The organism is Collinsella sp. AM12-1 (assembly GCF_003472325.1).
Classification (GTDB): domain Bacteria; phylum Actinomycetota; class Coriobacteriia; order Coriobacteriales; family Coriobacteriaceae; genus Collinsella.
In genome coordinates this window covers 42,522-67,810 of sequence record NZ_QRLS01000004.1, presented here as the reverse complement: position 1 = coordinate 67,810, position 25,289 = coordinate 42,522, and the positions used below count along the sequence as shown (strand labels likewise).

The window sequence follows — 25,289 nt, the reverse complement described above, 5'->3', positions numbered from 1 at the left end:
AGTGTTTGGATTGTCTCTATCCCATTCTTTGCCGCGCGAGCTGACGCGCCCCGTGCATGTGGGCGGCGTGCAGATCGGCGGCGGCGCGCCGGTGGTGGTTCAGTCCATGACCTGCACCGATACCGCCGATGCTCAGACAACGCTTGGGCAGGTTCGCGCGTTGGCGCAGGCGGGCTGCGATATCGTGCGCGTGAGTGTACCCACCGAGGCCGCGCTCGAGGGCTTCCGTACCATCTGTGCCGAGTCCCCGGTGCCGATCGTTGCCGATATTCACTTTAACCATAAGCTCGCCATCGGCGCCGTCGAGGCTGGTGCCGCCAAGCTGCGCATCAATCCCGGCAATATCGGCGATTGGGCTAAGGTCGACGCGGTGATCGATGCTGCTGGTGCCGCGGGCTGTGCGATTCGTATCGGCGTCAATGCCGGCTCGCTCGAGCAGGACATCGCCGAGCGCGAAGACCTCACGCAGCCCGAGAAGCTCGTGATGTCGAGCGAGCGTTTTGTGCAGCACTTTGAGGACCGTGGGTTTACCAACATCGTGCTATCCGCCAAGGCCCATAGTGTACAGACGACGCTTGATACCTATCGTGCCCTGTCGCGTGAGATTCCCCACGTTCCGCTTCACCTGGGCGTAACCGAGGCGGGTACCAAGCTCCAGGGCACCATCAAGAGCTCTGTAGGCTTGGGTATCTTGCTTTCCGAAGGCATCGGTGACACCATGCGTGTGTCGCTCACGGCCGATCCGGTCGAGGAGCCGCCGGTCGCCTGGGGAATTCTACAGTCGCTGGGTCTGCGTCGCCGTGGTCCCGAGATTGTCTCGTGCCCCACGTGCGCCCGCTGCCAGGTTAACCTCATTCCCATCGCCGAGGAGGTCACCGAGCGGCTTAAGAACTATTCCGCGCCGCTTTCGATTGCCGTGATGGGATGTGCGGTCAACGGCCCCGGAGAAGCATCTGACGCCGACCTGGGTGTTGCCTGCGGGCGTGGTCAGGGCCTGCTCTTTTCGCATGGCCAGATCATTGGTAAAGTAGCTGAGGATCAAATTGTCGACGCGCTGATGGCCGAGGTCGACAAACTTATTGAGGAGAAGTAAATGACTCGAGCAATGTATATGTCTAAGCTCTATGCGCCGACGCTTAAAGAGGATCCGGCGGACGCTGAGCTCGCCAGCCACCGCCTGCTGCTCCGTGCCGGCATGATCCGCAAAGAGGCCGCCGGCCTGTATTCCTACCTGCCGCTTGCATGGCGCTCGATCCGCAAGATCGAGAACATCGTGCGAGACGAGATGGACGCTGCCGGCGCCCAGGAGCTTATGATGCCTATCATGGTCGACGCCGAGTTGTGGCGTGAGTCTGGCCGCATCGACGCCTACGGTAAGGAGCTCGTGCGCTTTGATGACCGTCACGGTCGTGAGTTTGTGCTGGGCCCCACGCACGAGGAGACTGTCACGGCCCTGGTGCGCAATGAGCTGCGCTCTTACAAGCAGCTGCCGGTGAATCTCTATCACATCCAGGATAAGTTCCGCGACGAGTTCCGTCCCCGCTTTGGCCTGATGCGCGGCCGCGAGTTCATCATGAAGGACGCCTACAGCTTCTCCGCCACGCAGGAGAGTCTGCAGGAGGAGTACGACAAGATGAAGCAGGCCTACGCCAACATCTGCGAGCGCTGCTACATCAAGGCCCTGCCCGTTGTCGCCGACTCCGGCGAGATCGGCGGCGACACCTCCGTCGAGTACATGGCTCTGGCCGAGGCTGGCGAGGCCTCGCTGGTCTACTGCGATGATTGCGGCTTTGCTGCCGACGACGAGGCGGCAAGCACCAAGGTCGTCGTGACCGAGGGCCCCGGCGACGGTACGCTCACCAAGGTCGAGACCCCGGGCATGGGCACCATCGAGGCCGTTGCAAAGTTCTTCGGCTTCCCCGAGAACGGTACGCGAAAGTCGCTGGCACTCATCGATGCCGAGGGCAAGCCTGTCGTGGCCATTGTCCCAGGTGACCACGAGCTCAACGATTGCAAGGCCGAGCATGTCTTTGGCAAGGGCTATCGCATGATGACCGATGAGGAGCTCCAGACCTACGGTCTGCATAAGGGCTTTATCGGACCGGTTAACCTGCCCGAGGGTATTCGTCTGGTCTGCGACGAAAGCCTGCGTGAGTCTAAGCAGTGGGCCTGCGGCGCCAACGAGGTTGACTATCACTTTACCTGCGCTTGCCCCGAGCGTGACTTTACCGTTGACGAGTGGGCCGACCTGGTTACCGTCGTTGCCGGCGATCCCTGCCCGCACTGTGGCAAGCCGCTCTCCGCTGCCCGCGGCATCGAGGTCTCTCAGGTCTTCCAGCTGGGCACCAAGTATTCCGAGGCCATGGGTGCCACCTTTATGGACGAGGACGGCAAGGAGAAGCCGCTCATCATGGGTTGTTACGGCGTGGGCGTGTCCCGCTCGCTCGCTGCCGTCGTGGAGCAGCACAACGACGAGCACGGTATCGTCTGGCCGGTCTCCGTTGCCCCGTACGAGGTCGCGGTGATTCCGCTTGATCCCAAGAAGGAAGAGTGCGCTACCGTCTGCGAGCAGATTGTTGATGGCCTGTGTGGTGAGGGTATCGAGGTCGTCGTCGACGATCGCGATGAGCGTCCTGGCTTTAAGTTTGCCGACAACGACCTCATGGGCTTCCCGTATCAGGTGGTGCTCGGCAAGCGTGGCCTCAAGAATGGCACGGTGGAGCTCAAGGACCGTGCTACCGGTGAGCGTGAGGACGTGGCGATCGATGAGGTCGTCGCCAAGGTCGCCGAGCTGGTGAAGGCTGCCCGTCGTTAATCTACGATTTCGCTTGTAGTTCGATATACGGGACGGCCCCGCATTTCTCCAGATAGGGGAGATGTGGGGCCGTCCTTCTATCTTGTAGCATCCTCGATATCTAAAAGGAAAACCCCACAGCCCTAATGAGCTGCGGGGTTTTTCCTTTGTGCCTCCGATGCGAAATGAATCGCTCAGATATTACTGATAATCGACGACGTCGATCCAGTTCTTAAGGAACTCATCGTTCACGTTGCGCTTACGAGCAAGCTCGGAAGCGGCGACGATGCTCGTCCACTGACGCACGACCTGCATGGGCATGTCGGCGCGGTCGCAGTAGAGCTCCAGGTAGGCCTCGGCCTGGTCCTTGCTGTTGAGGGCAAAGAGCAGGTAGGTGGTGGCAACGTCGGCAGCAGGGGAGCCCTGGGTGGCATGTGCCCAGTCGCACACATACAGCTGGCCGTCGTCGCCGACGATGACGTTGGAGGGGTTGAAGTCGCCGTGGCAGACCTTGAACTCCTTGGTCATGCCGTCTAGACGCTCCTGAAGGTTGTAGCGCGTGGTGGCATTGAGTTGATCAAGGCTGTCGATCATGCGGGCGAACTTGTCGCGCTGACGGTTGAGCAGCGGGGAGGTGTAGCCGTGGATCTCGATCTGGAGGTCGACGAACATCTCGAGGTACTCACCAAAGCGCTGGGGCTCGGCAGTCATCTTCTCGGCAAGGGTGGTGCCCGGAACCTTCTCGGTCACGAGAGCCCAGCCGTTGGCGTTCTCGAGCTGGGAAACCTCGAGAGCCTTGGGGCTGCGGATGCCGCACTCATTGATGCGGGCAAGATTCAAAGCCTCGTTGAACACGTCGGAGACAGGCTTGGTCTCGTTAAAGACCTTGACGATCTTGTCGCCCAGGTCGTAAACGACCTTGTTGCCACGGCGGACGAGCTCGGTCTTGGAATCGGGTAGCAGCATGGTTGCATCCTTTCAACGATGCGATAGAAGCGACGGCGGGGGTGTGTGAAACACCCGTGCACCCCCGCCGTTAAAAACCGTGCTAAAACTAGCAGACGGCGTAGTCCTGAGGCTCGCGGCCGTAGTAGGCGTCCAGGTAGAGCTCCTTGATCTCGCTCATGAGCGGGTAGCGCGGGTTTGCGCCGGTGCACTGGTCGTTGAATGCCTGCTCGGTCATCTCGTCGAGGGTGTCGAGGAAGTACTGCTCGTCAACACCGTAGTCGGCGATGGTCTTCTTGACGCCGATGAAGTCCTTGAGTTCCTCGAGCTTCGTGATGAAGTTCTCGAAGACCTCCTTGTCGTCCTTGCCCTCGATGCCGCAGTACTTGGCCATCTCGGCGTAGTTGTGCAGCGCGTTGGGGTAAGGATACTGGGAGAAGGTACCCATCTTGACGGGAGCCTCGGCGGCGTTGTAGCGCATAACGCGGGTCAGGATGACGGCGTTGGCGAGGCCGTGAGGCAGGTGATGGAAGGCGCCGAGCTTGTGAGCCATGGAGTGGTTGAGGCCCAGGAAGGCGTTGGCGAAGGCCATACCGGCCATGCAAGAGGCGTTGTGCATCTCCTCGCGGGCATGCGGGTCCTTGGCGCCGTTCGTGAAGCTGGAGGGCAGGTTCTCGAAGACGAGCTTAGCAGCGCGCTCGGAGAGGCCCTTGGTGTAGTCGGAAGCCATGATGGAGACGTAGGACTCGATGGCGTGGGTCATGACGTCGATGCCGGAGGCAGCGGTCAGGCCGCGCGGGGCGGTCATGCAGTTGTCGGCGTCGACGATAGCCATGTTGGGGAGCAGCGCGTAGTCGGCGAGCGGCCACTTGATGCCGGTCTCCTTGTCGGTGATGATGGCGAACGGCGTGCACTCGGAGCCGGTACCCGAAGAGGTCGGGACGGCGACGAAGTAGGCCTTCTTGCCCATCTCGGGGAAAGTGAAGATACGCTTGCGGATGTCCATGAAGTCCATGGCCATGTCCTCAAACTTGCACTCGGGGTGCTCGTACATCATCCACATGATCTTGCCGGCGTCCATAGCGGAGCCACCGCCGACGGCGATGATGACGTCCGGCTCAAAGAGAGCCATCTGCTTGGCGCCGCGACGTGCGCACTGCAGCGACGGATCGGGCTCGACGTCGTAGAAGCAGTCGTGGGCGATGCCCATCTCGTCGAGCTTGGCCTCGATGGCGCGGGTGTTGCCATTCTTGAAGAGGAACTGGTCGGTGACGATGAAGGCGCGCTTCTTGCCCATGACGGTACCGAGCTCGTCGAGAGCGACGGGCGTGGAACCCTTCTTGAAGTAGACCTTCTCGGGAGCGCGGAACCACAGCATGTTCTCACGGCGCTCGGCCACAGTCTTAACGTTGATCAAGTGCTTCACCCCAACGTTCTCGGAGACGGAGTTGCCGCCCCAGGAGCCGCAGCCCAGGGTCAGAGACGGCTTCATGCCAAAGTTGTACAGATCACCGATGCCGCCGTGCGAGGACGGGGTGTTGATGACGATACGGCAGGCCTTCATGACGTGCTCGAACAGGCTGATCTTCTCGGCCTGGGCGGGGTGCACGTACAGAGAGGCGGTGTGGCCCGGGCCACCGGCGAGCACCAGGTGCTCGGCCTTGTCGACGGCCTCCTGGAAGTCCTTGGCGTGATACATGGCCAGGACCGGGGAGAGCTTCTCGTGGGAGAACTCCTCCTTGGCGGGGTCGGTGGAGGTGACCTCGGCGATCAGGATCTTGGTCTTGGCAGGAACCTCGATGCCGGCGAGCTCGGCGATCTTGGCGGCAGCCATGCCGGGAATGCGGTGATCGAGAGCGCCGTTCTTGAACATGGCGGCACGCAGGGCCTCCATCTCGGCACCCTGCTTGACGAAGTAGCAGCCGCGCTTCTGGAACTCGGCTTTGACCTGGTCATAGATGGTGTCGATGACGGTCACGGACTGCTCGGAAGCGCAGATCATGCCGTTGTCGAAGGTCTTGGAGTGGATGATGGAGTTGACGGCGAGCAGCACGTCGGCGGTGTCGTCGATGATGACCGGGGTGTTACCGGCGCCAACGCCCAGGGCGGGCTTGCCCGAGGAGTAGGCGGCCTTGACCATGCCCGGGCCACCGGTGGCGAGGATGATGTCGACGTCGCGCATGACCATGTTGGTCAGCTCGATGGAGGGGACATCGACCCAGCCGATGATGCCCTCGGGGGCGCCGGCCTTGACGGCGGCGTCAAGCACGAGCTTGGCGGCGGCGATGGTGCACTTGGCGGCTGCCGGGTGCGGGGAGATGATGATGCCGTTGCGGGTCTTCAGGCTGATCAGCGTCTTGAAGATCGCGGTGGAGGTGGGGTTGGTCGTCGGGATGACGGCGCCCACGATGCCGATGGGCTCGGCGATCTTGGTGATGCCGTAAGCCTCGTCGCGCTCCAGAACGCCACAGGTCTTGGTGTTCTTGTAAGCGTTGTAGATGTACTCTGCGGCGTAGTGGTTCTTGATGACCTTGTCCTCAAGAACGCCGCGGCCGGTCTCCTCGATGGCCATCTTCGCCAACGGGATACGAGCCTTGTTGGCGGCCATGGCGGCCTCATAGAAGATCTTGTCGACCTGCTCCTGCGTGTACGTAGCAAAAAGCGCCTGGGCCTCTCGCATCTGAGCGAGCTTAGCCTCAAGCGCCTCTACGTTGTCCACAATTGCGGGAGTAGTGTTTTCCGGTGACTTTTTCACCATTTGTGTCTCCTTGCGATCGGAGATTTACCCTACGCCTTGCATGATAGCAATAAATAATTCGGTGAGCGGTAAGATTCCTGTAAAAGGCACACTAAAACGCTTCAACAAACTGAAACGTTTCAACTAATTATCTGCCTGCTGCATCGCCCCGCTCATTGGGGACGCAGTTCACATGGGTGCTTTCACTCATTTGGGACAGACATCGATTTGTCATTTTGTCGTTTTGGGCATGTTTTTGTCGTTCATTGTATATAAATAGGTCACAGGCTCAGCATTTCGCGTTGCTTCTCTCCTTTTAGGTGTTGCCTGTACAGTTTTGAAAGGAGAGATTATGCCCCGATGCGCCCGCGCCGTTTCGCTCACCGGCTATTACCACGTCTATGACCGCGGCAATTCCAAACAGATTATTTTTGAAGATGACTCCGACCGCTATCGTTTCTTATCGGACATCTCGGACAGGTTTGCTTGCCATGACGTGGCGGTGTTGGCCTGGTGCCTTATGGACAACCACTTCCATTTGATGGTTGATGACCCATTGACAACCTTTCAAAGGCAATGCAGTGCGCGCTGACGGCCTATGCCAAGTATTTCAATGGGAAAACCGGAAGAACGGGCCACCTGTTTGATAATCGCTATTCGCGGGTCGCGGTCGAGTCGGACACGCAGGCGGTGCAGTTGCTCGATTATATCCATCTCAATCCCGTGAAAGGTGCGCTCGACTCGCTTGATGCCTACCGCTGGTCAAGCTACAAGGCATATCAGCTGGGCTACGATCCCTTTGACATCTGTGATGCGGCCCCTATGCTCGATATTGTCGGGGGATCTCGTCGCTATTGCGAGCATCTTAAGGAAGTTGCCGGGCGTATTTGGTCAGTGGAGATTCTTCCGCGTCGACGGATCCCCGATGAGGACGCTCTTTCCGTTGCGCGCGAATTCCTGCTCAGCATAGATCCTGCGCTGCTCAAGGCCCTGCCTCGCCCCGAACGTGATGCGTGTCTGCTGAGGCTCAGGCGGGCACATCTCACGGTCAAGCAAATTGCCCGTATCACTGGCATTGGCGCTACAAGCGTGACCAAGGCCACCACAGGCTGGAAGGATGCAGCGTGAGGCAGGGGCCGGAGCCAGTCGGTGTGCCGCTTGCGTGCGCCATGTCTGTCCCCAATGCGTGAAAACACTCATGTAAGTCTGTCCCCAATGAGTGCAAAAAGGCGCCCTCCGTAGGGGAGGACGCCTTTGGTAAGTTCTATGTGAACGCGAGGTCTTTGACCCGGAGAGTCCGAGGTACTTGTTGGTAAGACCTTATTTAGGAGCGCGCAACCTTGCCGGACTTGAGGCAGGTGGAGCAAACGTTCATCTTGCGACGGTGACCATCGACGACGACGTAGACGCGCTGAATGTTGGGGCGGAACTTACGGTTGGTGACGCGGTGAGAGTGGCTGATGGAGCGACCGGCAACGGGGTGCTTACCGCAAACTTCGCAAACTTTGGACATAACTGACCCTCCTTGGGCGACAAACGAACATGTCGCGTTAACAAACAAGCCTGAACTATAGCACAGAAGTCGCTCCCTGTGCGCAATCTACACAGAGATATTCCTCTTTTGGCGATAGTGCCCACGCTACGGCCCTGGACGTAGATCCGATTTGCGTGCAGCAGAGGGGATTATGCCAGCTCGCAACAAGGTTTTCAAGCTCGTCCCACAAATATATATAGGTTTATGGAACGCCTGCGCCCGTTTATGGATTGCTTTGTATTTATGCTCGCAATTACGCTCGAGGTTGGCTACACTATTCGTTGACCATTAAAGGGGTACGAGATACCCACATGGAATTACATAGCTGCCAAAGAGCAGCCCTTCCTGTGGGTGTCTGGTCCGTTTTAAGCGGTCGGGCATCTATTTTTTTGACTGTGTCAGCAGTCAAGACATGTGAGGAAGGAGATCGATGGGCACGACTTCCCCCAAGGCGGTCATCATGGACGAGACCGCCGTCAATCGAGCGATGACCCGCATCGCGCACGAGATTCTCGAGCGCAACGAGGGCTGTGAAGACCTCGCTCTGGTCGGCATCGTCACGCGCGGCGACCTTCTGGCAAAGAAGCTCGCTGAGGAGATCAAGGAGATCGAGGGCGTCGACGTTCCGCTCGGCAGCCTGGACATCAGCTTCTACCGCGACGACTATGCAACCAATTTCGCTCCCGCGATCCACGCTACCAACATTCCCTTCAGCGTCGACGGCAAGCGCGTCGTGCTGGTGGACGACATCCTGTATACGGGCCGTACCATCCGCGCCGCTCTCGACGCCGTCATGGACCTGGGCCGTCCGAGTCGCATTGAGCTGGCAGTCCTCGTTGACCGCGGCCACCGCGAGCTCCCCATCTCGCCGGACTTTGTCGGCAAGAACGTTCCCTCGTCGCATGAGGAGAACGTGCACCTATATATGAAGGAAGTCGACGGCCACACCGCTGTCGAGATTAACGACGTCGCGCCGGGTTCCCACGTGGGCTCCGCGCCGCTGGGAGGTGAGTAGTACCGTGGCGTTCAACCATAAGCACCTGATCGACATTACCGAGTACTCCGAAGAGGATATCAAGCTCATCCTCGAGACCGCCAAGGCGTTCTCCGAGGTCAACGAGCGTGCCATCAAGAAGGTCCCCACGCTCAAGGGCAAGACCATCGTCAACATGTTCAACGAGCCCTCGACGCGCACCCGTAGCTCCTTCGAGCTCGCCGAGAAGCGTCTTTCGGCCGATAGCCTCAACTTTGGTGGCTCCTCGACCTCCACGGTCAAGGGCGAGAGCCTTGTCGACACCGTCGAGACCCTCAACGCCTATAAGATCGACTGCATCGTCGTGCGCGACAAGCACGCCGGCGCTCCCTACATCGTCACGCAGAACTCGCCCGCGAGCGTCATCTGCGCCGGTGACGGCAAGCACAACCATCCTACGCAGGCCTTGCTCGACCTGTACACCATCTGGGAGCACAAGGGTGACTTCCACGGTCTGAAGGTCGCCGTCGTCGGCGATATCGCCCACTCCCGTGTCTGTGGCTCGCTGATCCCCGCCCTTAAGATCATGGGCTGCGAGACCTATGCCGTCGCCCCCGGCACGCTGCTGCCGCCGGCGCCCGAGGTTCTGGGCTGCGACCACGTGACGAGCGACCTCGATTCCGTCCTGCCCGAGCTGGACGTCGTCTACATGCTGCGTGTGCAGCAGGAGCGCCTCGAGGGTGCCCCGTTCCCGACCATTCGCGAGTACCACAAGCTCTTCGGCCTGACCAAGGACCGCGAGAAGCTCATGAAGCCCGACGCGATCATCTGCCACCCGGGCCCCATCAACCGCGGCGTCGAGTTCGACTCCTATATGGCCGACCACCCGCAACGCTCCGTCATCCTGGAGCAGGTCTACGCCGGTATCTGCGTGCGTATGGCTATCCTGTATCTGCTGCTTGGAGGTGCCGATAATGGCCTTGCTTCTTAAGAATGCCCACGTCGTCGACCCGTCCGTCGATCTTGACGGTGTCGTTGACGTCCTGATTGACGGCGACAAGATCGCCGAGGTCGACGAGAATCTCTCCGTCGAGGGGGCCGAGGTCCGCGACCTTTCCGGCAAGTACCTCGTCCCCGGCCTGGTGGACATGCACGTTCACCTTCGCGAGCCCGGCTACGAGGTCAAAGAGGACATCGAGAGCGGCACCCGCGCAGCTGCCAAGGGCGGCTTTACCGGCGTGTGCGCCATGCCCAACACCGATCCCGTAACCGATAACGGCACTGTCGTTGAGTTCGTCAAGTCCCGCGCTGCCGAGGTCGGCCACTGCCGCGTCTATCCGTCGGGCGCCATGACCCGCGGTCTTAAGGGCGAGGCCATGTCCGAGATGGGCGATATGGTCGCCCACGGCGCCGTCGCCTTCACCGACGACGGTCGCGGCGTGCAGGGCGCGGGCATGCTCCGTCGCTGCATGGACTACGGCAAGATGTTCGGCAAGGTCTTTATGAGCCACTGTCAGGACGAGGACCTGGTCGGCCACGGCCAGATCAATGAAGGCAAGGTTTCGACCCGTCTGGCTCTCGAGGGCTGGCCGGCTGCCGGCGAGGAGCTCCAGATCGCCCGCGACATCGAGATCGCCAAGCTGACCGGTGCCAAGCTGCACATCCAGCACATCTCCACCGCCCATGGCTTGGAGATCGTGCGTGCCGGCAAGGCCGCTGGCGTTCAGGTTACCTGCGAGGCCACCCCGCACCACATGTTCCTGACCGAGAACGACCTGGACGAGACCTACAACACCTCGCTCAAGGTCAACCCTCCGCTGCGTACCGAGGAGGATGCCGAGGCCATCCGTCAGGGTGTCATCGACGGCACCGTCGACGCTATCGTCACCGATCACGCTCCCCACACCCCGTGGGAGAAGGCCCGCGAGTTCGAGCTCGCGCCCTTTGGCATGATCGGCCTCGAGACCTCCCTGTCGCTCGTACTCACCGAGCTGGTCAACACGGGCAAGATGAGCGTGGGCCGCATGGTCGAGCTCATGGCCATCAAGCCGCGTGAGATTCTGGGCCTCGACCAGGTTCAGGTCAAGGCGGGCTCCGTTGCCGACCTGACCGTGTTCGACCCCTCTGCCACCTGGACGGTCGGCGAGGACGGTTATGAGTCGCGCGCCGAGAACTCCGGTTTTGCCGGCCGCACGCTTACCGGTCGTGCCACCGATGTGTTTGTCGGCGGTAAACAGACGCTTGCCGACGGCTGCATCTGCTAGCATAGCCTTATCGCTTTTGTGCGCGGCGCCCTTGCGGTGCCGCGCTTTCTGTTCGTTTGGTCCATGCAACCGCATGGGGGATTGGAGCGTCTATGCCCACACCTTCCACTGCACGCATGCACGACTTCGAGGTCGTCTCGAACCAGGAGATCGCCGACGGCATCTTCTCGCTCGTCATCTCGGCCCCCAAGCTTGCAAGTGCGCTCAAGCCCGGTCAGTTTGTGAACATCGCCGTGCCCGGCGATGCGTCCTCGCTGCTTCGCGTGCCCCTGAGCTTCTATCGCGCCGACGCCCAGGCCGGCACCGTCGAGCTGTGGTACGCCGTCGTGGGCGACGACACCCGTCGTCTGTCGCAGATGGCCCCCGGCTCCAAGTCCAACCTGTTGGGCCCTGGCGGCCGCGGCTGGCTTGTTCCCGAGGGCACCAGGAAGGCGCTGCTCGTGGCGGGCGGCATCGGCGTTCCGCCCGTGCTCTGCCTCGCCGGCAAGCTTGTCGAGCAGGGCGTGGATGTCGACGTTTGCCTGGGCTTTGGCAACGCTTCCAAGGCCGTGGGTGTCGATGAGTTCCGCGCGCTGGGCGCCACGGTTAACGTGTGCACCGATGATGGCACGCTGGGCACGCACGGTTTTTGCACCGACCCGGCAGCCGAGCTGCTCGGAGAGGGCGGCTACGACTATGTGGCCAGCTGCGGCCCCGCTGTCATGATGAAGAAAGTCGCCGCCGCTGCCGCCGAGGCCGGTGCGTACTGCGAGGTGTCGCTCGAGCGCATGATGAGCTGTGGCTTTGGCGCCTGCAACACCTGCAATGTCGAGACGGTCGACGGTATGAAGGGTGCTTGCATGTGCGGCCCCGTGTTCGATGCTTCCAAGGTGGTGGTCTTCTAGTGGGTACCGTGAACATGGCCGTCGATTTCGGCGGCGTCAAGATGCAGAACCCCATCAACACCGCAGCCGGTACCTTTGGCTACGGTTGGCAGTTCCAGAACTTCTTCGATGTCTCCCAGCTGGGCGCCATCACCACCAAGGGCTGCGCTGCCGAGCCCTGGCCCGGCAACCCCGCGCCCCGTATGGCCGAGATTCCCGGCGGCATGATCAACTCCGTGGGCCTTCAGAACCCTGGCGTGGCTGCCTTTGCCCGTGAGTCCGGTCCGTGGCTGGAGCAGCTCTCCAAGGACGGTTGCCAGGTCATCTGCCAGGTTGCCGGCCACTCCGTTGACGAGTTTGTCCGCGCACTAGAGATGTATGTCGAGCTGTGCCCCTGGGCTGCCGGCTACGAGATCAACGTGAGCTGCCCTAATATAGCCGCCGGCGGTGCCGCCATGGGCTCCACGCCCGAGGGCGCCTCTTCCGTTATGGCTGCCTGCCGCAAGGTGACCGATAAGCCGCTGTTCGTGAAGATGGCGCCGGTCAACGTCGCCGAGATTGCCAAGGCCCTCGAGGCTGCCGGTGCCGACGGCCTGTCAGTCATCAACTCCATCCAGGGCATGGCCATCGACGTCCATACCCGCAAGTCCCGCGTGGCCAAGCCCAAGGGCGGCCTTTCGGGCCCGCTGTGCCACCACATCGCCGTGCGCATGGTCTGGGAGGTTGCCCAGGCCGTCGATATCCCCATCAACGGTGTCGGCGGTGTCATGACCGGCGAAGATGCGGCCGAGTTTATCCTGGCCGGCGCCACCTGCGTGTCGGTCGGCATGGCCAACTTCGTCGATCCGTGCGCTTCGCTCAAGATCGCGCACGAGCTCGAGGCCTGGGCCGAGTCTCAGGGCGTGAAGGACATCAACGAACTGGTAGGTGCGTTCGAATGCTAGAGACCGATGCCCGCGACCGTGTTATCGTCGCCCTCGACTGCGATCGTGAGCGTGCGCTCGAGCTCGCCCACGAGCTTTCTGGTCATGCCGCTTGGCTCAAGGTCGGCATGACGCTCTATTACGCTGAGGGCCCCGAGATCGTCAAGACGTTCAAGGACCTGGGCTTTAAGGTCTTCCTTGACCTTAAGTTCCATGATATTCCGCATCAGGTTCGCGGTGCCGCCCGCTCGGCCTCGCTTGCCGGTGCCGATCTGCTTTCGGTCCACGGCTTGGGTTCGGGCGCCATGCTCGCTGCCTGCCGCGAGGGCGCCGAGGAGGCGCGCGAGGACCGCGCCAAGCTCGTCGCCATCACCGTGCTCACGAGCATGAACCAGGATGCCTTGAGCGAGATCGGCGTCGAGTCGCCCGTGGCCGAGGAGGCCGCCCGCCTGGCAAAGCTCGCTCAGGCCAACGGCATCGACGGTATCGTGTGCTCGCCGATGGAGGCTCACGACATGCGTGAGCTGCTGGGTCCCGATGCCCTGATCGTGACTCCGGGTGTGCGTCCGGTGGGTGCCGCCCTTGGTGACCAGTCCCGCGTGGCGACGCCTTCCCAGGCTATCGAGCGTGGCGCAAGCCATATTGTGGTGGGCCGTCCCATCACCGGCGCCGACGATCCGGTTGCCGCCTTTGACGCCATCGTCGCCGAGCTGGTCGAAAACGTCGCGTAAAAGATTCCCCTAAGTCACCACTTTTGGGTCTCATTAGCACAAAATAGCCCCTGTGCCTGCGTAAACTTTCCCATCCTTTGTGTGGAATCGCAGGTCAGGGGCTTAACTTTGGGCGCAGTATATTGCACTTTTTGCGGGTATCGTCTAACCTATGGAGCCGCGATTGGGCATTTTGTACGTTCTACGTGCTAAAATGCCAATTATTGAATCAGATATAACCCAACTTTTTGGAGGTACGAATGGCACTCCCTCAGCTTACCGATGAGCAGCGCAAGCAGGCTCTTGAGAAGGCTGCTGCCGCACGTCACGCCCGTGCTGAGCTTCGCGAGCAGATCAAGAAGGGCGAGAAGTCCCTCGAGTCTGTGCTCAACTCCGATGACCCCATCGCTTCCCGCATGAAGGTTTCCACCCTCATCGAGTCTCTTCCTGGTTATGGCAAGGCCAAGGCCGCCAAGATCATGGAGGAGCTCGGTATCTCCGCTACCCGTCGCGTCCAGGGCCTCGGCGTCCGTCAGCGCGAGCAGCTCCTCGAGCAGCTGACCAAATAAGTGAGCGCTCAGGATTCCAAGCTCTTTGTGATTTCTGGACCGTCAGGCGCAGGCAAGGGTACGCTCGTCACTCGTGTGCGCGAGCGCCGCTCGAACCTGGGCCTGACGGTTTCGGCTACCACGCGAGCACCACGCAAAGGTGAGGTCGACGGCGTCAACTACTTTTTTCTGACGCGCGAGGAGTTCGACCGCCGCGTGGCAAACGGTGAGTTTGTTGAGTGGGCCGAGGTCCACGGTAACTGCTACGGCACGTTGGTGAGCGAGGTCACATCCAAGCTCGCCTCGGGCGCATCTCTGATTTTGGAGATCGATGTCCAGGGCGCCCTGCAGGTGAAGGAGCGTTTCCCCGAGGCCGTGCTGATCTTTATCAAGCCGCCTTCGCTTGAGGTGCTCCGCGAGCGTCTAGTCGGTCGCGGTACCGAGACGCCCGAGACGATTGAGCTGCGTATGGCAAACGCCGCCGATGAGCTTGCCCTTGCCGACCGCTACGACGACGTCGTGGTTAATGACGATCTCGACCGCGCGACCGATGAGCTCGTTCGCGTTCTCGATATGCATGAAAGGATCTGAGGTCCGTGTCCGTTGTAAAGCCTTGCATTGACGATCTTCTGGAGAAGACCGATCACAACCGCTTCCTGCTCGCTTCGCTTGCCTCCAAGCGCGCCTGCGACATCAATAGCATGCTGCGTGGCCAGCACAACCGCGTGCTTGCCGTCCAGGATGTCGATGACATCACCATCGGGCTTTCCGGTGCAGATACCATCTCGATGGCTATGGACGAGATTGTCGACGGCGACATCTCTTACGACGAGGCCCGTTACGAGAAGGCGCTCGGCCACAAGGTTGCTGAAGCCTAAATGGCGGCTCGCGTCTGCCTGGTCCACTATCACGAGGTTGGACTGAAGGGCAAGAACCGCGCACATTTTGAGCATATCCTCATGGATAACATTAAGGCGGCTTTGGCCGCCTTTTCCGTGAACGCCGTGTCTCGAATTTCCGGTTATATCCTCGTGACCTTTAACGAGCATCAGGCCGATGATGCGGCGCGTGTCATTCGCACCGTTCCCGGCGTTGCTCGTGTGTCTTTGGCGTATCACACCAACCGCGACCCGCAGGAGTACTGCGCCGCCGCCGTCAAGGCGCTGCGCGAGTTTGGTTCCTTCGATTCGTTTAAGGTGCACGCTAAGCGCTCCAATACCGACTATGAGCTCACCTCGATTGACATCAATCGTCAGGTGGGCGAGGTGTTGTGTGAGGCCTTCCCCGATAAAAAGGTTCAAATGCACGACCCCGATGCGATGGTGCACGTACTGGTGGTCCAGGGTAGCGTTTATGTGTACGCGCGTTCCGAGCGCGGCGTGGGCGGTCTGCCGGTGGGTTCTGCCGGCAAGGTCGTGACGCTGCTGTCGTCAGGTATCGATTCTCCGGTGGCGACCTGGATGCTCGCGCGTCGCGGCGCGGTGTGCGTGCCGGTACATTTCTCTGGTCGTCCGCAGACGCCCGATACGAGCGAGTATTTGGTGCAGGATATCATCCGTGCGCTTGAGCCGGGTGTCCAGATCGGCCGCCTGTACGTGGTGCCGTTTGGCGACTGCCAGCGTGAGATTTCGGTCACCTGTCCCAGCAACCTTCGCGTGATCATGTATCGTCGCATTATGTATTCGGTTGCCGAGCGCATCGCGCATATCGAGGGCGCTAAGGCCATCGTGACGGGCGAATCGCTTGGGCAGGTTGCCTCTCAAACGCTTGAGAACATCATGGCTGTTAACGAGGCCGTGAAGATCCCCGTGTTCCGCCCTCTCATCGGTTCGGACAAGCAGGAGATCATCGCGCGCGCTGAGGAGATCGGTACGTTCGATATCTCGACTGAGGCCGCTCCCGACTGCTGCACGCTATTTATGCCGCGCCGTCCCGAGACGCACGCTAAACTCGATGCTGTGCATGAGGCCTGGGAGTTGTTCGATCACGAGGAGATGATCGAGCGCCTGCTCAAGCAGACCGAGTACATCGACTTCGAGAGCAACACGTATAAGGCCCCTAAGACCTTAAAGCGCAAACATTCGGAGCTTGCTCCGCGTGAGATTTACCAAGATCACGAGTAATTTTGTGCATAGACCGACGATGCGTCTGCATCGTCGGTCTTTTGCTATCTGGGCATTTTGCGGCTAAGTGTTCATTTGCTGACGCGTGCTTGAATAAATGGACAGATTTGTGCAAGGTTTTGGTCAGCTTTTGGTTTGACCGCTAAAACCGGTTTTGGAGCGTGGCTGTTGCAGGGCTCTTTTCCTGACACGATGTTGTTGGGAGGTTTTGCTATGGCGCAGCGCGAACAACACGAACGGGTCAAACGGATGGACCGCTTGGCGGACAAGCTGCTCGGTCATAAGGCAGTGGTGATGGCGATACTGGTTGTCATTGCGATGGCGAGCGGCTTGGCGATGGCGAACCTTGGCGGCGGTGCTAGCGGCGTGTCTTTTGAGCGGACTGATGGTTCGGGCTCGTTGGTGGAGCCGGGATCCGGCGATGCTTCGAGCGGAAAGACATCCGAAGGCTCTTCGCCTAAGGCGTCTGCTGCGGCAGAGGTCTATGTCGATGTTGATGGCGCCGTTGTGTCGCCCGGCGTATATCGTCTCAAGGACGGCGCGCGGGTGGCTCAGGCGATTGATGCCGCCGGCGGGCTGGCGCCCGAGGCAGACGTTACGGGGCTCAATCGGGCATCTAAGGTCACTGATGGACAAAAAATCCATGTTCCAACGGTAGGGGAGCAGCAGGCGTCCATTGCGGAAGCCGGTGTTGATGGTGGGGTTTCCGCATCATCGGGCGCGGGTGGCGCAACAGGCCTAGTAAACATCAATACGGCAAGCGCAGAAGAGCTGCAGACGCTTTCGGGCATCGGCCCCTCCATGGCCCAGTCGATTATCGATGAGCGGACAAAGAACGGTGCTTTTTCTTCGGTTGACGATCTGATGCGTGTGTCGGGAATCGGCGAGAAGAAGCTTGCCAAAATCAAAGATTGCATCTGCGTATGAGTGCGACCGAGCGCGAGCACGTGATGCCTCCGCGGCCCCTGATGCCGTGGACGATGGCCCTGTGTGCCGGCATGTGCATGAGCTGCGTCTTGGTGCTCAACATGGTCGCTGATGCGCTGCTGAGGGAGCGGGCTCCGGCGGTCGGGCCGCTATGGGCCATTCCCGTTGCGGCGGCGGTATCCGTTGTGCTGGCTCAATCTTGTGCGCGGCTTACCCCTTGGAAGCGGTGGCTGTATGCCGCGTCCGTCGGTCTCGTGGCGGGAGCGGTCGTCTCGGTGTGGTGGGCTGTGGGCACGCTAGGCGCCTCGAAGGCGCTCGATGGTCGAGCGGCAAGCAGCCTCGAGTTTGTCGTGCAGGGTGATCCATCCATAAACGACGACGTGTATTCCTATACCTGCGAGGCACGCGCGGACGGTAAGAACCTGGCAACGGTTCGCCTATCGTTTGACCGCGAGCTCAAGGTCGGGGCGCACGTGCGTGTTATCGGTCGCGTTTCACGTTTTGAGAACGATGCGTATGGACGATCGCGCGTGCTCCGAGGCGAGGTGCGCAAGGTTAAAGCCGTTCGGATTGTGTCGGTCGATGAGGGCTTTCCGGGGCCGCTGCTTCGGCTGCGAAATGGGCTGCTTGCGTCCATCGCGGCTGCGACCGACCCGGCGCGTGCGCTCATAGCCGGTGTCGTCTGCGGTCGTTCGGCCGAGCTGCGCGCCCAGCCGGCGGGCGACTGGTTTTCGGTGACGGGAACGGCGCATCTTATCGCCGTCTCGGGCAGCCATTTGGCTATCGTGGGGTTTGTAATCGAGGGTTTATTGCAAAAGACTCGGTGCTCACGTGGTCTTCAGCGGGCGATACTGGCGATAACGCTTGTGGGCTACGCTGCCTTTACGGGCGCGTCTCCCTCGGCCGTGCGCGCGTGCTGCATGGTGTTCGCGACGCTTGTCGTAAACGGCGCGGGGCGTCGCCGGCACGGCGCATCGGCACTCTTTGTTACCATGTCCATCTTTGTGCTACTGAGGCCGACGGTGCTGTTCGAGATGGGCTTTCAGCTTTCATGTGCCAGCGTTTTTGCCATCCTGTGCTTTTGCCCGTACGCCACCTACGCTTTGGGTGAGCTAGGTGTGCCATCGGGCATTGCCAGTATGCTTTCCGTCACGCTGTGCTCGCAGTTGGCGACCCTTCCCATTACCATTCCTGCCTTCGGAACGTTCTCGCTCATTGCTCCGCTGGCAAATGCGGTCATCGGTCCGGTGGTGAGCGTACTGCTCGCTATGTCGATCGTGCTGGTTCCCTTTTCGCTCGTGGGACCGTTGCGGACTTTGGCGCTCGTTGTGCCCATGATTGCCGCCCGTTGCGCGCTGTTTTTCGAGCAGCTGTTTGCCGCCGTGCCGGGTGCATCCGTGAGCGTGCCGCCCGATAGCATGTGGATTTACCTAGTGCCGTGTTTGCTGGCGGTTCTGCTTGTCCGGTGGCCGCGTCCCCGTGCACGTCCTATGGCGGTGGGGCTTGCATGCCTGGTGCTCTTGGCTGCGATTCCGTACGTCTACTGGGATCGATTCGCTCCGCCTTCGGTGACGGTGCTCGATGTGGGCCAGGCCGATGCGATTCTTATCCGCCAGGGCGGCGCAGTAGCACTCGTCGACTGCGGACTCGACGAGCGCGTGGTGGCGGCGTTGGTCCGCAATAACGTGCACCATATCGATGCCGTCTTTGTGACGCATTGGGATGAGGACCACTGGGGTGGTCTTCCCGATGTGCTCGAACAGTTTTCGGTTGGAACGATTGCCGTTGCGGCCGAGGCGCTAGAGGATGCTCCTGCCGAGGTATTGAACCGACCTGGCGTGGAGTATCGGCAGGTGCGCCGTGGGGATACGGTCGATATCGGCTCATTTTGCGCCCGCGTGATGTGGCCATTCGAGTCCGTGGATGGCGAGGGAAATGAGGATTCGCTTGTCCTGCTGCTCTCTTATGTTCAGGAAGGCAAGGGTCTGCGTATGCTCCTCACCGGTGATGCCGAGCTCGACCAAGAACGGGAATTCGTGCAGGAGGTGGGGGATATCGATGTCCTTAAACTTGGGCATCACGGCTCTAAGGTTTCAGTTGATGCTGCGCTGCTGGAGATTCTGAGACCCGAGCTTTCCCTCGCGAGCGCGGGCGAGGGGAATCGATACGGGCATCCGTCTGATGCCTGCATTGATGCCGTGAAGGAAGCGGGTGGTGTGTTCGCGTGCACCATCGAACACGGCGACATTACCGTCACGCCAACTGCGAAGGGCTTTGCGATGCGATGCCAGCGACCGTGATGACATCGTTGGCGCGCGGCTGGCCCCTGGGCTAAAATGGCACGGTACGAATTCGAGAGTCTGCGAGAGGGGAGCGCTATGTCCGAAACCGGTCTGCTGCCGGCATATCTGATCGTCGGTACCGACGGAGTCAAGCGCGATCACGCCGTCTCGCGTATGAAAGCGCGTCTGGAAAAGTCGGGTATGGTCGAGTTCAACCTCGACGAGCGCGACATGACCAAGGACCCCGATATCGAGTCCATTATCGGATCGCTTAACACCTTTCCGATGGGCAGCGAGTTTCGCCTGGTAATCCTTGATGGCTGTTCAAAGCTCGCCAAAGCGGTCTCGGAGCCGCTCGTTGAGTATCTGGCAAGTCCCAGCCCCACAACGGTCTGCCTCATCATCGCCGACTCGCTTGCCAAGAACACGCGCCTGTATAAGGCGATCGCCAAGATCGACAAGAAGGCCGTTATCGACTGTTCGGGTACCAAGCGCTGGGAGCTCCCGCGCCGCGTTCAGCAGATGGCGACGCAGCACGGTAAGTCCATTTCGACGGCTGCTGCTGAGGAGCTCGTCTCGCGTTCGGGCGAAAACACGCGCATGCTCGATAACGACCTGGCAAAGCTTGCCCAGATGGTCGAGGCGCCCCAGATTGAGCTTGCCGACGTTGAGCGCTGGATTGTACGTACGGCCGAGGTTCAACCCTGGGACTTTCTCAATGCGGTCTCGGCCCGTGACATGCGACGCTCGCTCGAGCTCTTCAATCTACTGCCCGCCAAGAGCTACGTGTGGACTTACACATTGCTGTGCGGCCGCATCCGCGAGCTTATCGTTGCCAAGGCGCTCGATGCGCGCGGGCAGGGTCGCGAGCTCGCCGCCACGCTTAAGCTCCAGTCCTGGCAGGTCAAGAATCACCTGACCTGGGCACGTCGCTTTTCGATGGCAGAGCTCGTTGCCGCGCTCGAGGGCGCGGTCGATGTTGAGCTCGCGCTGAAGGGTTCGGCCGATTCTCAGACCGCGCTTTTGCTCTGGATTACGAACATCTTGAGAAAATCGTGATGATACCTGCCTATTTGACAAATTCGTTCTATCCCTTTGAGGGGGAGCGTGCTATAGTAGGCGCTTGCATGACCTCACCGTGTCTCAGAGGTGTCATACATTTTTTGCAAGGAACTCGAAAGGAACTCCAGAAGTGGCAAACATCAAGTCTCAGAAGAAGCGTATCCGCACCAATGAGGCAGCTCGCATGCGTAACAAGGCTGTCAAGTCCGAGCTCAAGACGCTGACCAAGCACGTCCAGTCTGCCGTCGCCGAGGGCGACGCCGAGAAGGCCCAGGCTGCCCTCAAGACCGTCACCAAGCGTCTCGACATGGCTGCCGCCAAGCATGTTATCCACAAGAACCAGGCTTCCAACCGCAAGTCCGGTCTTGCCAAGCTCGTGAACAGCATCAACGCCTAAGTTGTAAATTTCACACCACACAGATTACGCGCATAAATGGAGCCTGTTTTATGGAACAGGCTCCATTTTTTGTATCGCTCGGGTAAGATAGTCCGCATGAATACTTCAATTGACATTTCCCACATCCGCAACTTTTCAATTGTTGCGCACATCGACCATGGCAAGTCCACGATCAGTGACCGTATCCTCGAGCTCACCCATACCGTTGACGAGCGCGACATGGAGTCGCAGCTGCTCGACACTATGGATATCGAGCGCGAGCGCGGCATCACGATCAAGTCCAATGCCGTTCGCGTGTCCTATGACGCCGACGACGGCGAGACGTATCAGTTCAACCTGATCGATACGCCGGGCCACGTTGACTTTACCTACGAGGTCTCGCGTTCGTTGGCCGCCTGCGAGGGTGCGGTGCTCGTCGTGGACGCCACTCAGGGCGTCGAGGCGCAGACCGTTTCCAACGCGACGCTCGCCATGAACGCCAACTTGGACATTGTGCCGGCCATCAACAAGATCGACCTGCCCTCGGCTCATCCCGATGAGGTTAAGACCGAGATCGAGGATGACTTGGCGATCCCTGCCGATGATGCCGTGTGTGTCTCGGGCAAGACCGGCGAGGGCATCCACGATCTGCTGGAGTCCATTGTCTTTTTGATCTCGCCACCCAAGGGCGATGCGAATGCGCCGCTCAAGGCACTCATCCTGGATTCTTATTTTGATGAATACCGCGGCGTGGTTGCCACGGTCCGTGTTTTTGACGGCTCCATCAAAAAGGGCGATACCCTGCGCATGATGCAGGCCGAGGGCGACTTTTTGGTCGATGGCGTGGGCGTCAAGCGTCCCGCCGAGACCCCGGTCGATGCGCTGACCGTCGGCGAGGTCGGATACGTGGTCACGGGTCTGAAGGATCCCGAGGCCGTTCGCGTGGGCGATACCCTCACGTGGGCGTCGAATCCCTGCCCCGAGCCGCTTCCCGGCTACCGCGAGGCTAAGCCCATGGTCTATACGGGCCTGTTCCCGATCGATAACAAGGACTACGAGAACCTGCGTGACGCGCTCGATAAGCTGCACGTCAACGACCCGTCGTTGGTGTGGGAGCCCGAGACCTCGGTGGCGCTCGGCTTTGGCTTCCGCGTGGGCTTTCTGGGCCTGCTACACATGGAAGTCGTCAAGGAACGCCTGGAGCGCGAATTCAACCTGGACCTCATTGCCACGAGTCCCTCGGTGGACTATCACGTCTACAAGACCGACGGCGAAATGATCGATGTCCGCAGTCCGCAGGACCTTCCCGAGGCCACGCGCATCGAGCGTATCGAGGAACCCTACCTCAAGGCAAAGATCATCTGCCCGCCTGAGTACACGGGTGCCGTCATGCAGCTCGCTATCGAGCACCGCGGCGTCACGACCGACATGATCCACCTCACGAGCAAATCGGTCGAGATGCGCTTCGATATGCCGCTCGCCGAGCTCATCTTGGACTTCTTTGACCAGCTCAAGAGCCGTACCAAGGGTTATGCCTCGCTCGACTACGAGTTCAACGAGTACCGTCCATCCGAGCTTGTGAAGCTCGACATCTTGCTTTCGGGCGACGAGGTGGACGCGCTGTCGTTTATCGTCCACAAGGACAAGGCCTATGGCCTGGCCCGTGGCCTGTGCGACAAGCTTAAGGAGATCATCCCGCGTCAGCTGTTCGAGGTGCCCATCCAGGGTGCTATCGGCAACAAGATTATTGCCCGCTCCACCGTCAAGGCGCGTCGCAAGGACGTACTTGCCAAGTGCTACGGCGGCGATATCTCGCGTAAGCGCAAGCTGCTCGAGAAGCAGAAAGAGGGCAAGAAGCGCATGAAGGCCATCGGCTCGGTCGAGGTCCCGCAGGAGGCGTTTATGGCGATTCTCAAGGTGGACGAGTAGGTCTATGGCAATCTCCGAATATAGTCAGCGGCTGCTGGGTGCCTATGCCGAGCAGCCGTTCCTTATGGCTCCCATGGCGGGCGTGACCGATCCCGCCTATCGCATCATGTGCCGTCGCCGCGGTGCCAATCTTGCCTACAGCGAGATGGTGAGTGTGGCGGGCCTTGCCTATGCCAGCAATAAGACGTGGCGCCTGGTGCTACCGGCCGACGAGGAGCAGCAGATTTGCGTGCAGCTCTTTGGCTCCAAGCCCGATCAGTTTGCGAGCGCCGTCGCCGCCGTCGAGGAGCGCGTGGGTGACCGCCTGTCGCTCATCGATATCAACATGGCCTGCCCGGCCCGCAAAGTCGTCACCAAGGGCGAGGGCTCGGCGCTCATGCGCACACCCGACCTAGCCGAGAAGATCGTCCAAGCGGCGGTGGGCGCGGCGCATGTGCCCGTGACCGTAAAGATTCGCAAGGGCTTTTACGCCGAAGATCGCAATGCCGCGACGTTTGCCCAGATGCTCGAGGGGGCGGGGGCAGCAGCGGTGGCGGTGCATGGTCGCTGCGCCACGCAGCTCTATACGGGCCAGGCCGATTGGTCGGTCGTCGATGAGGTGGCCGACGCCGTCGAGATTCCCGTCATCGGTTCGGGCGACGTGTTCTCGGCTGAGGATGCCGCGGAGCATCTGCGCAACTCGGGTGCCAGCGCGGTGTTTATCGCGCGCGGTATCTATGGCAATCCTTGGGTGTTCGGTGATGCTCGCGCCCTTGCGCTCGATGGCATACCGGTGCCGGCTCGCAGCTCCGTTGAGCGCCTGGACGCCCTGCGTGAGCACCTAACGCTGACGCATGAGCTCCTGCCGCTCATGTCGCGTGCCCGCACGTACGCAAGCTGGTACTTAAAAGGCATGCCCCATGCTGCAGCCTGGCGCGCGCAGGTGGTGCGCTGCTCCACGTATGAGGAGTTCATGGCATTGGTCGATGATATCGAGCGTGATGTGGTGGCCCGCGAGGCCGCGCTTGCCGCTGGCGAGTCGGTGCCCGCTCACCCGTTGGAGGCCTAAGAGTGGCCGTTACCGCACTGTATGTGCACGTGCCGTTTTGCGCTCAAAAGTGCCGGTACTGCGACTTCGACTCACGGAGTGTGGCTCCGTGTGATCTGAGCGCTGCGCTCGATGCCTATTTTGAGCAGCTGTATGCGCGCCTCGATGCGTTTGGCGACGCCGGGGCGCTTGAAGGCATCCGCACCGTCTATGTTGGCGGCGGCACGCCATCGCTGGCAGGGGAGCGTCTAGTAGAGCTTGCCCGGCGTATCTCTCTGTGGTGTGAGCCTGCTGAGTTTACCTGCGAGGCCAATCCCGAGTCGCTGACCGTCGAGCTTGCCACTGCGCTTGCCAAGGTTGGTGTCACACGCGTTTCTCTGGGCGTGCAAACGCTCGATAACACCGAACTTGCCGCCATCGGCCGCATTCACGATGCCGATCGGGCGCTCGCTGCCATCGCGACGGTCAAGGACGCTGGGCTTGACGTGTCGTGCGACCTTATGTGCGGACTTCCCGGGCAGACCGCAGCGAGTTGGAAGCGTACGCTCGAGGGCGTGCTGGCGGCGGTTCCGCATCATGTGTCGGTTTACCCGCTCACGCTCGAGGTGGGGACGCCCCTCTATCGCATGGCGTGCCGTGACGAGTCGCTCGAGCCCGACGAGGATTTTCAGGCCGCCTGCATGGACGTGGCGCGCGAGCTCCTGGGTGCCGCCGGCTATCACCCGTATGAGGTGGCGAGCTATGCGCTCGACGGCCATGAATGCGCCCATAACATTGCCTACTGGACCGGACGGGGCTACCTGGGCCTGGGCCGTTCTGCCGCCGGTATGCTTGATACTGGGGATTTCGACCGTCTTGCAGGTTTGTTCCCCGGCGTGTCTGCTCGAGGTGACGCGTACCGTGTGCGTCTAGTGCAACGTGACGATGACGCGACGTCGTTTGAGGCCGAATACCTGTCGCAGCGAGAGGCTTCGGCCGAAGACCTGATGCTCGCCTGTCGCATGACGCGCGGTATTGCGTCCGATCTGTTGGTTCGTGCGACTTGCGTCATCCCAACGGGCGAGCTGGCAGCTGCCTGCGATCGCGCGCTCGAATTGGGTCTTGCCACTTGGGTGCCCGAGACGCTCGGGGTCCATGAGGGACCCTTCACTTCGGCAGATGTCGTCGCGGGCCATGTTCGAGCTCGTCTGGCGCCGACACACCTGGGCTGGCTCGATGGAAATGTTCTGTTCGAGCTGTTTTGGGATCTAGCTTAGGCCGCTCGGGTAGAAT

General features: G+C 60.6%; 24 protein-coding genes. 21 read left to right on the top strand and 3 right to left on the bottom strand.

Annotation, left to right across the window (positions count from 1 at the left end; genetic code table 11):
• Nucleotides 1-10 precede the first annotated feature (10 nt).
• Nucleotides 11-1,093 (top strand): flavodoxin-dependent (E)-4-hydroxy-3-methylbut-2-enyl-diphosphate synthase, encoded by a 1,083-nt coding sequence (gene ispG, locus DW136_RS03290; protein WP_118289044.1) that lies wholly within the window; start codon nt 11-13, stop codon nt 1,091-1,093.
• Nucleotides 1,094-2,815, top strand: coding sequence for a proline--tRNA ligase (locus DW136_RS03285; protein WP_233546522.1), 1,722 nt, complete (start codon nt 1,094-1,096; stop codon nt 2,813-2,815).
• A 180-nt stretch (nt 2,816-2,995) separates the two neighbouring features.
• On the opposite strand, the gene DW136_RS03280 is transcribed toward DW136_RS03285, so the two are convergent.
• The gene (locus DW136_RS03280) at nt 2,996-3,760 is read right to left on the bottom strand and encodes an aminoglycoside phosphotransferase family protein (protein WP_006236119.1); all 765 of its coding nucleotides are present in this window, start codon (nt 3,758-3,760) and stop codon (nt 2,996-2,998) included.
• A gap of 88 nt (nt 3,761-3,848) precedes the next feature.
• Nucleotides 3,849-6,497, bottom strand: coding sequence for a bifunctional acetaldehyde-CoA/alcohol dehydrogenase (gene adhE / locus DW136_RS03275; protein WP_117758530.1), 2,649 nt, complete (start codon nt 6,495-6,497; stop codon nt 3,849-3,851).
• 331 nt (nt 6,498-6,828) lie between these two features.
• Between adhE and DW136_RS03270 the strand changes: the two genes are divergently transcribed.
• Together DW136_RS03270 and DW136_RS03265 are read left to right on the top strand one after the other, a co-directional pair.
• Nucleotides 6,829-7,068: a transposase gene (locus tag DW136_RS03270; protein ID WP_118289043.1), complete on the top strand. Its 240-nt coding sequence runs from the start codon at nt 6,829-6,831 to the stop codon at nt 7,066-7,068.
• A complete protein-coding gene (locus tag DW136_RS03265) occupies nt 7,053-7,604 on the top strand; it encodes a hypothetical protein (protein WP_118289042.1) in 552 nt (183 codons plus the stop codon). The genes DW136_RS03270 and DW136_RS03265 overlap by 16 nt, the downstream gene beginning before the upstream one ends.
• Nucleotides 7,605-7,800: 196 nt before the next feature.
• On the opposite strand, the gene rpmB is transcribed toward DW136_RS03265, so the two are convergent.
• Nucleotides 7,801-7,989, bottom strand: coding sequence for a 50S ribosomal protein L28 (gene rpmB, locus DW136_RS03260; protein WP_022094725.1), 189 nt, complete (start codon nt 7,987-7,989; stop codon nt 7,801-7,803).
• Nucleotides 7,990-8,440: 451 nt separating this feature from the next.
• Here rpmB and pyrR point away from each other — a divergent pair, with 451 nt between their 5' ends.
• The 17 genes from pyrR (at nt 8,441) to hemW (ending at nt 25,273) form a co-directional block, all read left to right on the top strand.
• Nucleotides 8,441-9,025 (top strand): bifunctional pyr operon transcriptional regulator/uracil phosphoribosyltransferase PyrR, encoded by a 585-nt coding sequence (pyrR, locus tag DW136_RS03255; protein WP_006236123.1) that lies wholly within the window; start codon nt 8,441-8,443, stop codon nt 9,023-9,025.
• 4 nt (nt 9,026-9,029) lie between these two features.
• Complete coding sequence (locus tag DW136_RS03250) at nt 9,030-9,974, top strand: aspartate carbamoyltransferase catalytic subunit (protein ID WP_035138537.1); 945 nt, start codon at nt 9,030-9,032, stop codon at nt 9,972-9,974.
• Nucleotides 9,958-11,247: a dihydroorotase gene (locus tag DW136_RS03245; protein WP_118289041.1), complete on the top strand. Its 1,290-nt coding sequence runs from the start codon at nt 9,958-9,960 to the stop codon at nt 11,245-11,247. The genes DW136_RS03250 and DW136_RS03245 overlap by 17 nt, the downstream gene beginning before the upstream one ends.
• A 116-nt stretch (nt 11,248-11,363) precedes the next feature.
• The gene (locus tag DW136_RS03240; RefSeq protein ID WP_118289093.1) at nt 11,364-12,131 is read left to right on the top strand and encodes a dihydroorotate dehydrogenase electron transfer subunit; all 768 of its coding nucleotides are present in this window, start codon (nt 11,364-11,366) and stop codon (nt 12,129-12,131) included.
• A gap of 14 nt (nt 12,132-12,145) precedes the next feature.
• On the top strand, nt 12,146-13,054 hold the full coding sequence (locus DW136_RS03235; protein ID WP_006236128.1) for a dihydroorotate dehydrogenase: 909 nt from the start codon (nt 12,146-12,148) through the stop codon (nt 13,052-13,054).
• Nucleotides 13,048-13,764, top strand: a complete 717-nt coding sequence (pyrF, locus tag DW136_RS03230; RefSeq protein WP_035138533.1) for an orotidine-5'-phosphate decarboxylase — start codon at nt 13,048-13,050, stop codon at nt 13,762-13,764. The genes DW136_RS03235 and pyrF overlap by 7 nt, the downstream gene beginning before the upstream one ends.
• Before the next feature lie 239 nt (nt 13,765-14,003).
• Nucleotides 14,004-14,312 (top strand): integration host factor, actinobacterial type, encoded by a 309-nt coding sequence (mihF, locus tag DW136_RS03225; protein ID WP_006236130.1) that lies wholly within the window; start codon nt 14,004-14,006, stop codon nt 14,310-14,312.
• Nucleotides 14,313-14,882 carry a guanylate kinase gene (gmk, locus tag DW136_RS03220; protein ID WP_006236131.1) on the top strand — a complete coding sequence of 190 codons (570 nt, stop codon included), beginning with the start codon at nt 14,313-14,315 and terminating at the stop codon, nt 14,880-14,882. It abuts the gene before it with no gap.
• Between the two features lie 5 nt (nt 14,883-14,887).
• On the top strand, nt 14,888-15,169 hold the full coding sequence (locus DW136_RS03215; RefSeq protein ID WP_035138532.1) for a DNA-directed RNA polymerase subunit omega: 282 nt from the start codon (nt 14,888-14,890) through the stop codon (nt 15,167-15,169).
• Nucleotides 15,170-16,414: a tRNA uracil 4-sulfurtransferase ThiI gene (thiI, locus tag DW136_RS03210; RefSeq protein ID WP_118289040.1), complete on the top strand. Its 1,245-nt coding sequence runs from the start codon at nt 15,170-15,172 to the stop codon at nt 16,412-16,414.
• Nucleotides 16,415-16,627: 213 nt separating this feature from the next.
• A complete protein-coding gene (locus tag DW136_RS03205; protein ID WP_117797773.1) occupies nt 16,628-17,341 on the top strand; it encodes a helix-hairpin-helix domain-containing protein in 714 nt (237 codons plus the stop codon).
• Complete coding sequence (locus tag DW136_RS03200; protein ID WP_118289039.1) at nt 17,338-19,641, top strand: DNA internalization-related competence protein ComEC/Rec2; 2,304 nt, start codon at nt 17,338-17,340, stop codon at nt 19,639-19,641. Before DW136_RS03205 ends, DW136_RS03200 begins: the two co-directional genes overlap by 4 nt.
• Before the next feature lie 78 nt (nt 19,642-19,719).
• A complete protein-coding gene (gene holA / locus DW136_RS03195) occupies nt 19,720-20,682 on the top strand; it encodes a DNA polymerase III subunit delta (protein WP_118289038.1) in 963 nt (320 codons plus the stop codon).
• Nucleotides 20,683-20,815: 133 nt separating this feature from the next.
• Nucleotides 20,816-21,082 carry a 30S ribosomal protein S20 gene (gene rpsT, locus DW136_RS03190; protein WP_022094714.1) on the top strand — a complete coding sequence of 89 codons (267 nt, stop codon included), beginning with the start codon at nt 20,816-20,818 and terminating at the stop codon, nt 21,080-21,082.
• A 96-nt stretch (nt 21,083-21,178) separates the two neighbouring features.
• Nucleotides 21,179-22,990: a translation elongation factor 4 gene (gene lepA, locus DW136_RS03185; RefSeq protein ID WP_117735177.1), complete on the top strand. Its 1,812-nt coding sequence runs from the start codon at nt 21,179-21,181 to the stop codon at nt 22,988-22,990.
• A 4-nt stretch (nt 22,991-22,994) separates the two neighbouring features.
• Entirely contained in the window at nt 22,995-24,038 is a 1,044-nt protein-coding gene (gene dusB, locus DW136_RS03180; RefSeq protein WP_118289037.1) for a tRNA dihydrouridine synthase DusB, read from the top strand.
• Nucleotides 24,039-24,040: 2 nt separating this feature from the next.
• The gene (gene hemW, locus DW136_RS03175) at nt 24,041-25,273 is read left to right on the top strand and encodes a radical SAM family heme chaperone HemW (protein ID WP_118289036.1); all 1,233 of its coding nucleotides are present in this window, start codon (nt 24,041-24,043) and stop codon (nt 25,271-25,273) included.
• Nucleotides 25,274-25,289 lie beyond the last annotated feature (16 nt).

Bases quoted from the DNA above. Each gene is read 5' to 3' on its own strand.
- DW136_RS03205 (WP_117797773.1), top strand. From the start codon at position 16,628: ATGGCGCAGCGCGAACAACACGAACGGGTCAAACGGATGGACCGCTTG.
- rpmB (WP_022094725.1), bottom strand. From the start codon at position 7,989: ATGTCCAAAGTTTGCGAAGTTTGCGGTAAGCACCCCGTTGCCGGTCGC.
- lepA (WP_117735177.1), top strand. From the start codon at position 21,179: ATGAATACTTCAATTGACATTTCCCACATCCGCAACTTTTCAATTGTT.
- mihF (WP_006236130.1), top strand. From the start codon at position 14,004: ATGGCACTCCCTCAGCTTACCGATGAGCAGCGCAAGCAGGCTCTTGAG.
- pyrF (WP_035138533.1), top strand. From the start codon at position 13,048: ATGCTAGAGACCGATGCCCGCGACCGTGTTATCGTCGCCCTCGACTGC.
- DW136_RS03285 (WP_233546522.1), top strand. From the start codon at position 1,094: ATGACTCGAGCAATGTATATGTCTAAGCTCTATGCGCCGACGCTTAAA.
- pyrR (WP_006236123.1), top strand. From the start codon at position 8,441: ATGGGCACGACTTCCCCCAAGGCGGTCATCATGGACGAGACCGCCGTC.
- thiI (WP_118289040.1), top strand. From the start codon at position 15,170: ATGGCGGCTCGCGTCTGCCTGGTCCACTATCACGAGGTTGGACTGAAG.
- DW136_RS03265 (WP_118289042.1), top strand. From the start codon at position 7,053: ATGCAGTGCGCGCTGACGGCCTATGCCAAGTATTTCAATGGGAAAACC.
- DW136_RS03235 (WP_006236128.1), top strand. From the start codon at position 12,146: ATGGCCGTCGATTTCGGCGGCGTCAAGATGCAGAACCCCATCAACACC.
- dusB (WP_118289037.1), top strand. From the start codon at position 22,995: ATGGCAATCTCCGAATATAGTCAGCGGCTGCTGGGTGCCTATGCCGAG.
- DW136_RS03280 (WP_006236119.1), bottom strand. From the start codon at position 3,760: ATGCTGCTACCCGATTCCAAGACCGAGCTCGTCCGCCGTGGCAACAAG.
- DW136_RS03270 (WP_118289043.1), top strand. From the start codon at position 6,829: ATGCCCCGATGCGCCCGCGCCGTTTCGCTCACCGGCTATTACCACGTC.
- adhE (WP_117758530.1), bottom strand. From the start codon at position 6,497: ATGGTGAAAAAGTCACCGGAAAACACTACTCCCGCAATTGTGGACAAC.
- DW136_RS03200 (WP_118289039.1), top strand. From the start codon at position 17,338: ATGAGTGCGACCGAGCGCGAGCACGTGATGCCTCCGCGGCCCCTGATG.
- holA (WP_118289038.1), top strand. From the start codon at position 19,720: ATGTCCGAAACCGGTCTGCTGCCGGCATATCTGATCGTCGGTACCGAC.
- DW136_RS03240 (WP_118289093.1), top strand. From the start codon at position 11,364: ATGCACGACTTCGAGGTCGTCTCGAACCAGGAGATCGCCGACGGCATC.
- DW136_RS03245 (WP_118289041.1), top strand. From the start codon at position 9,958: ATGGCCTTGCTTCTTAAGAATGCCCACGTCGTCGACCCGTCCGTCGAT.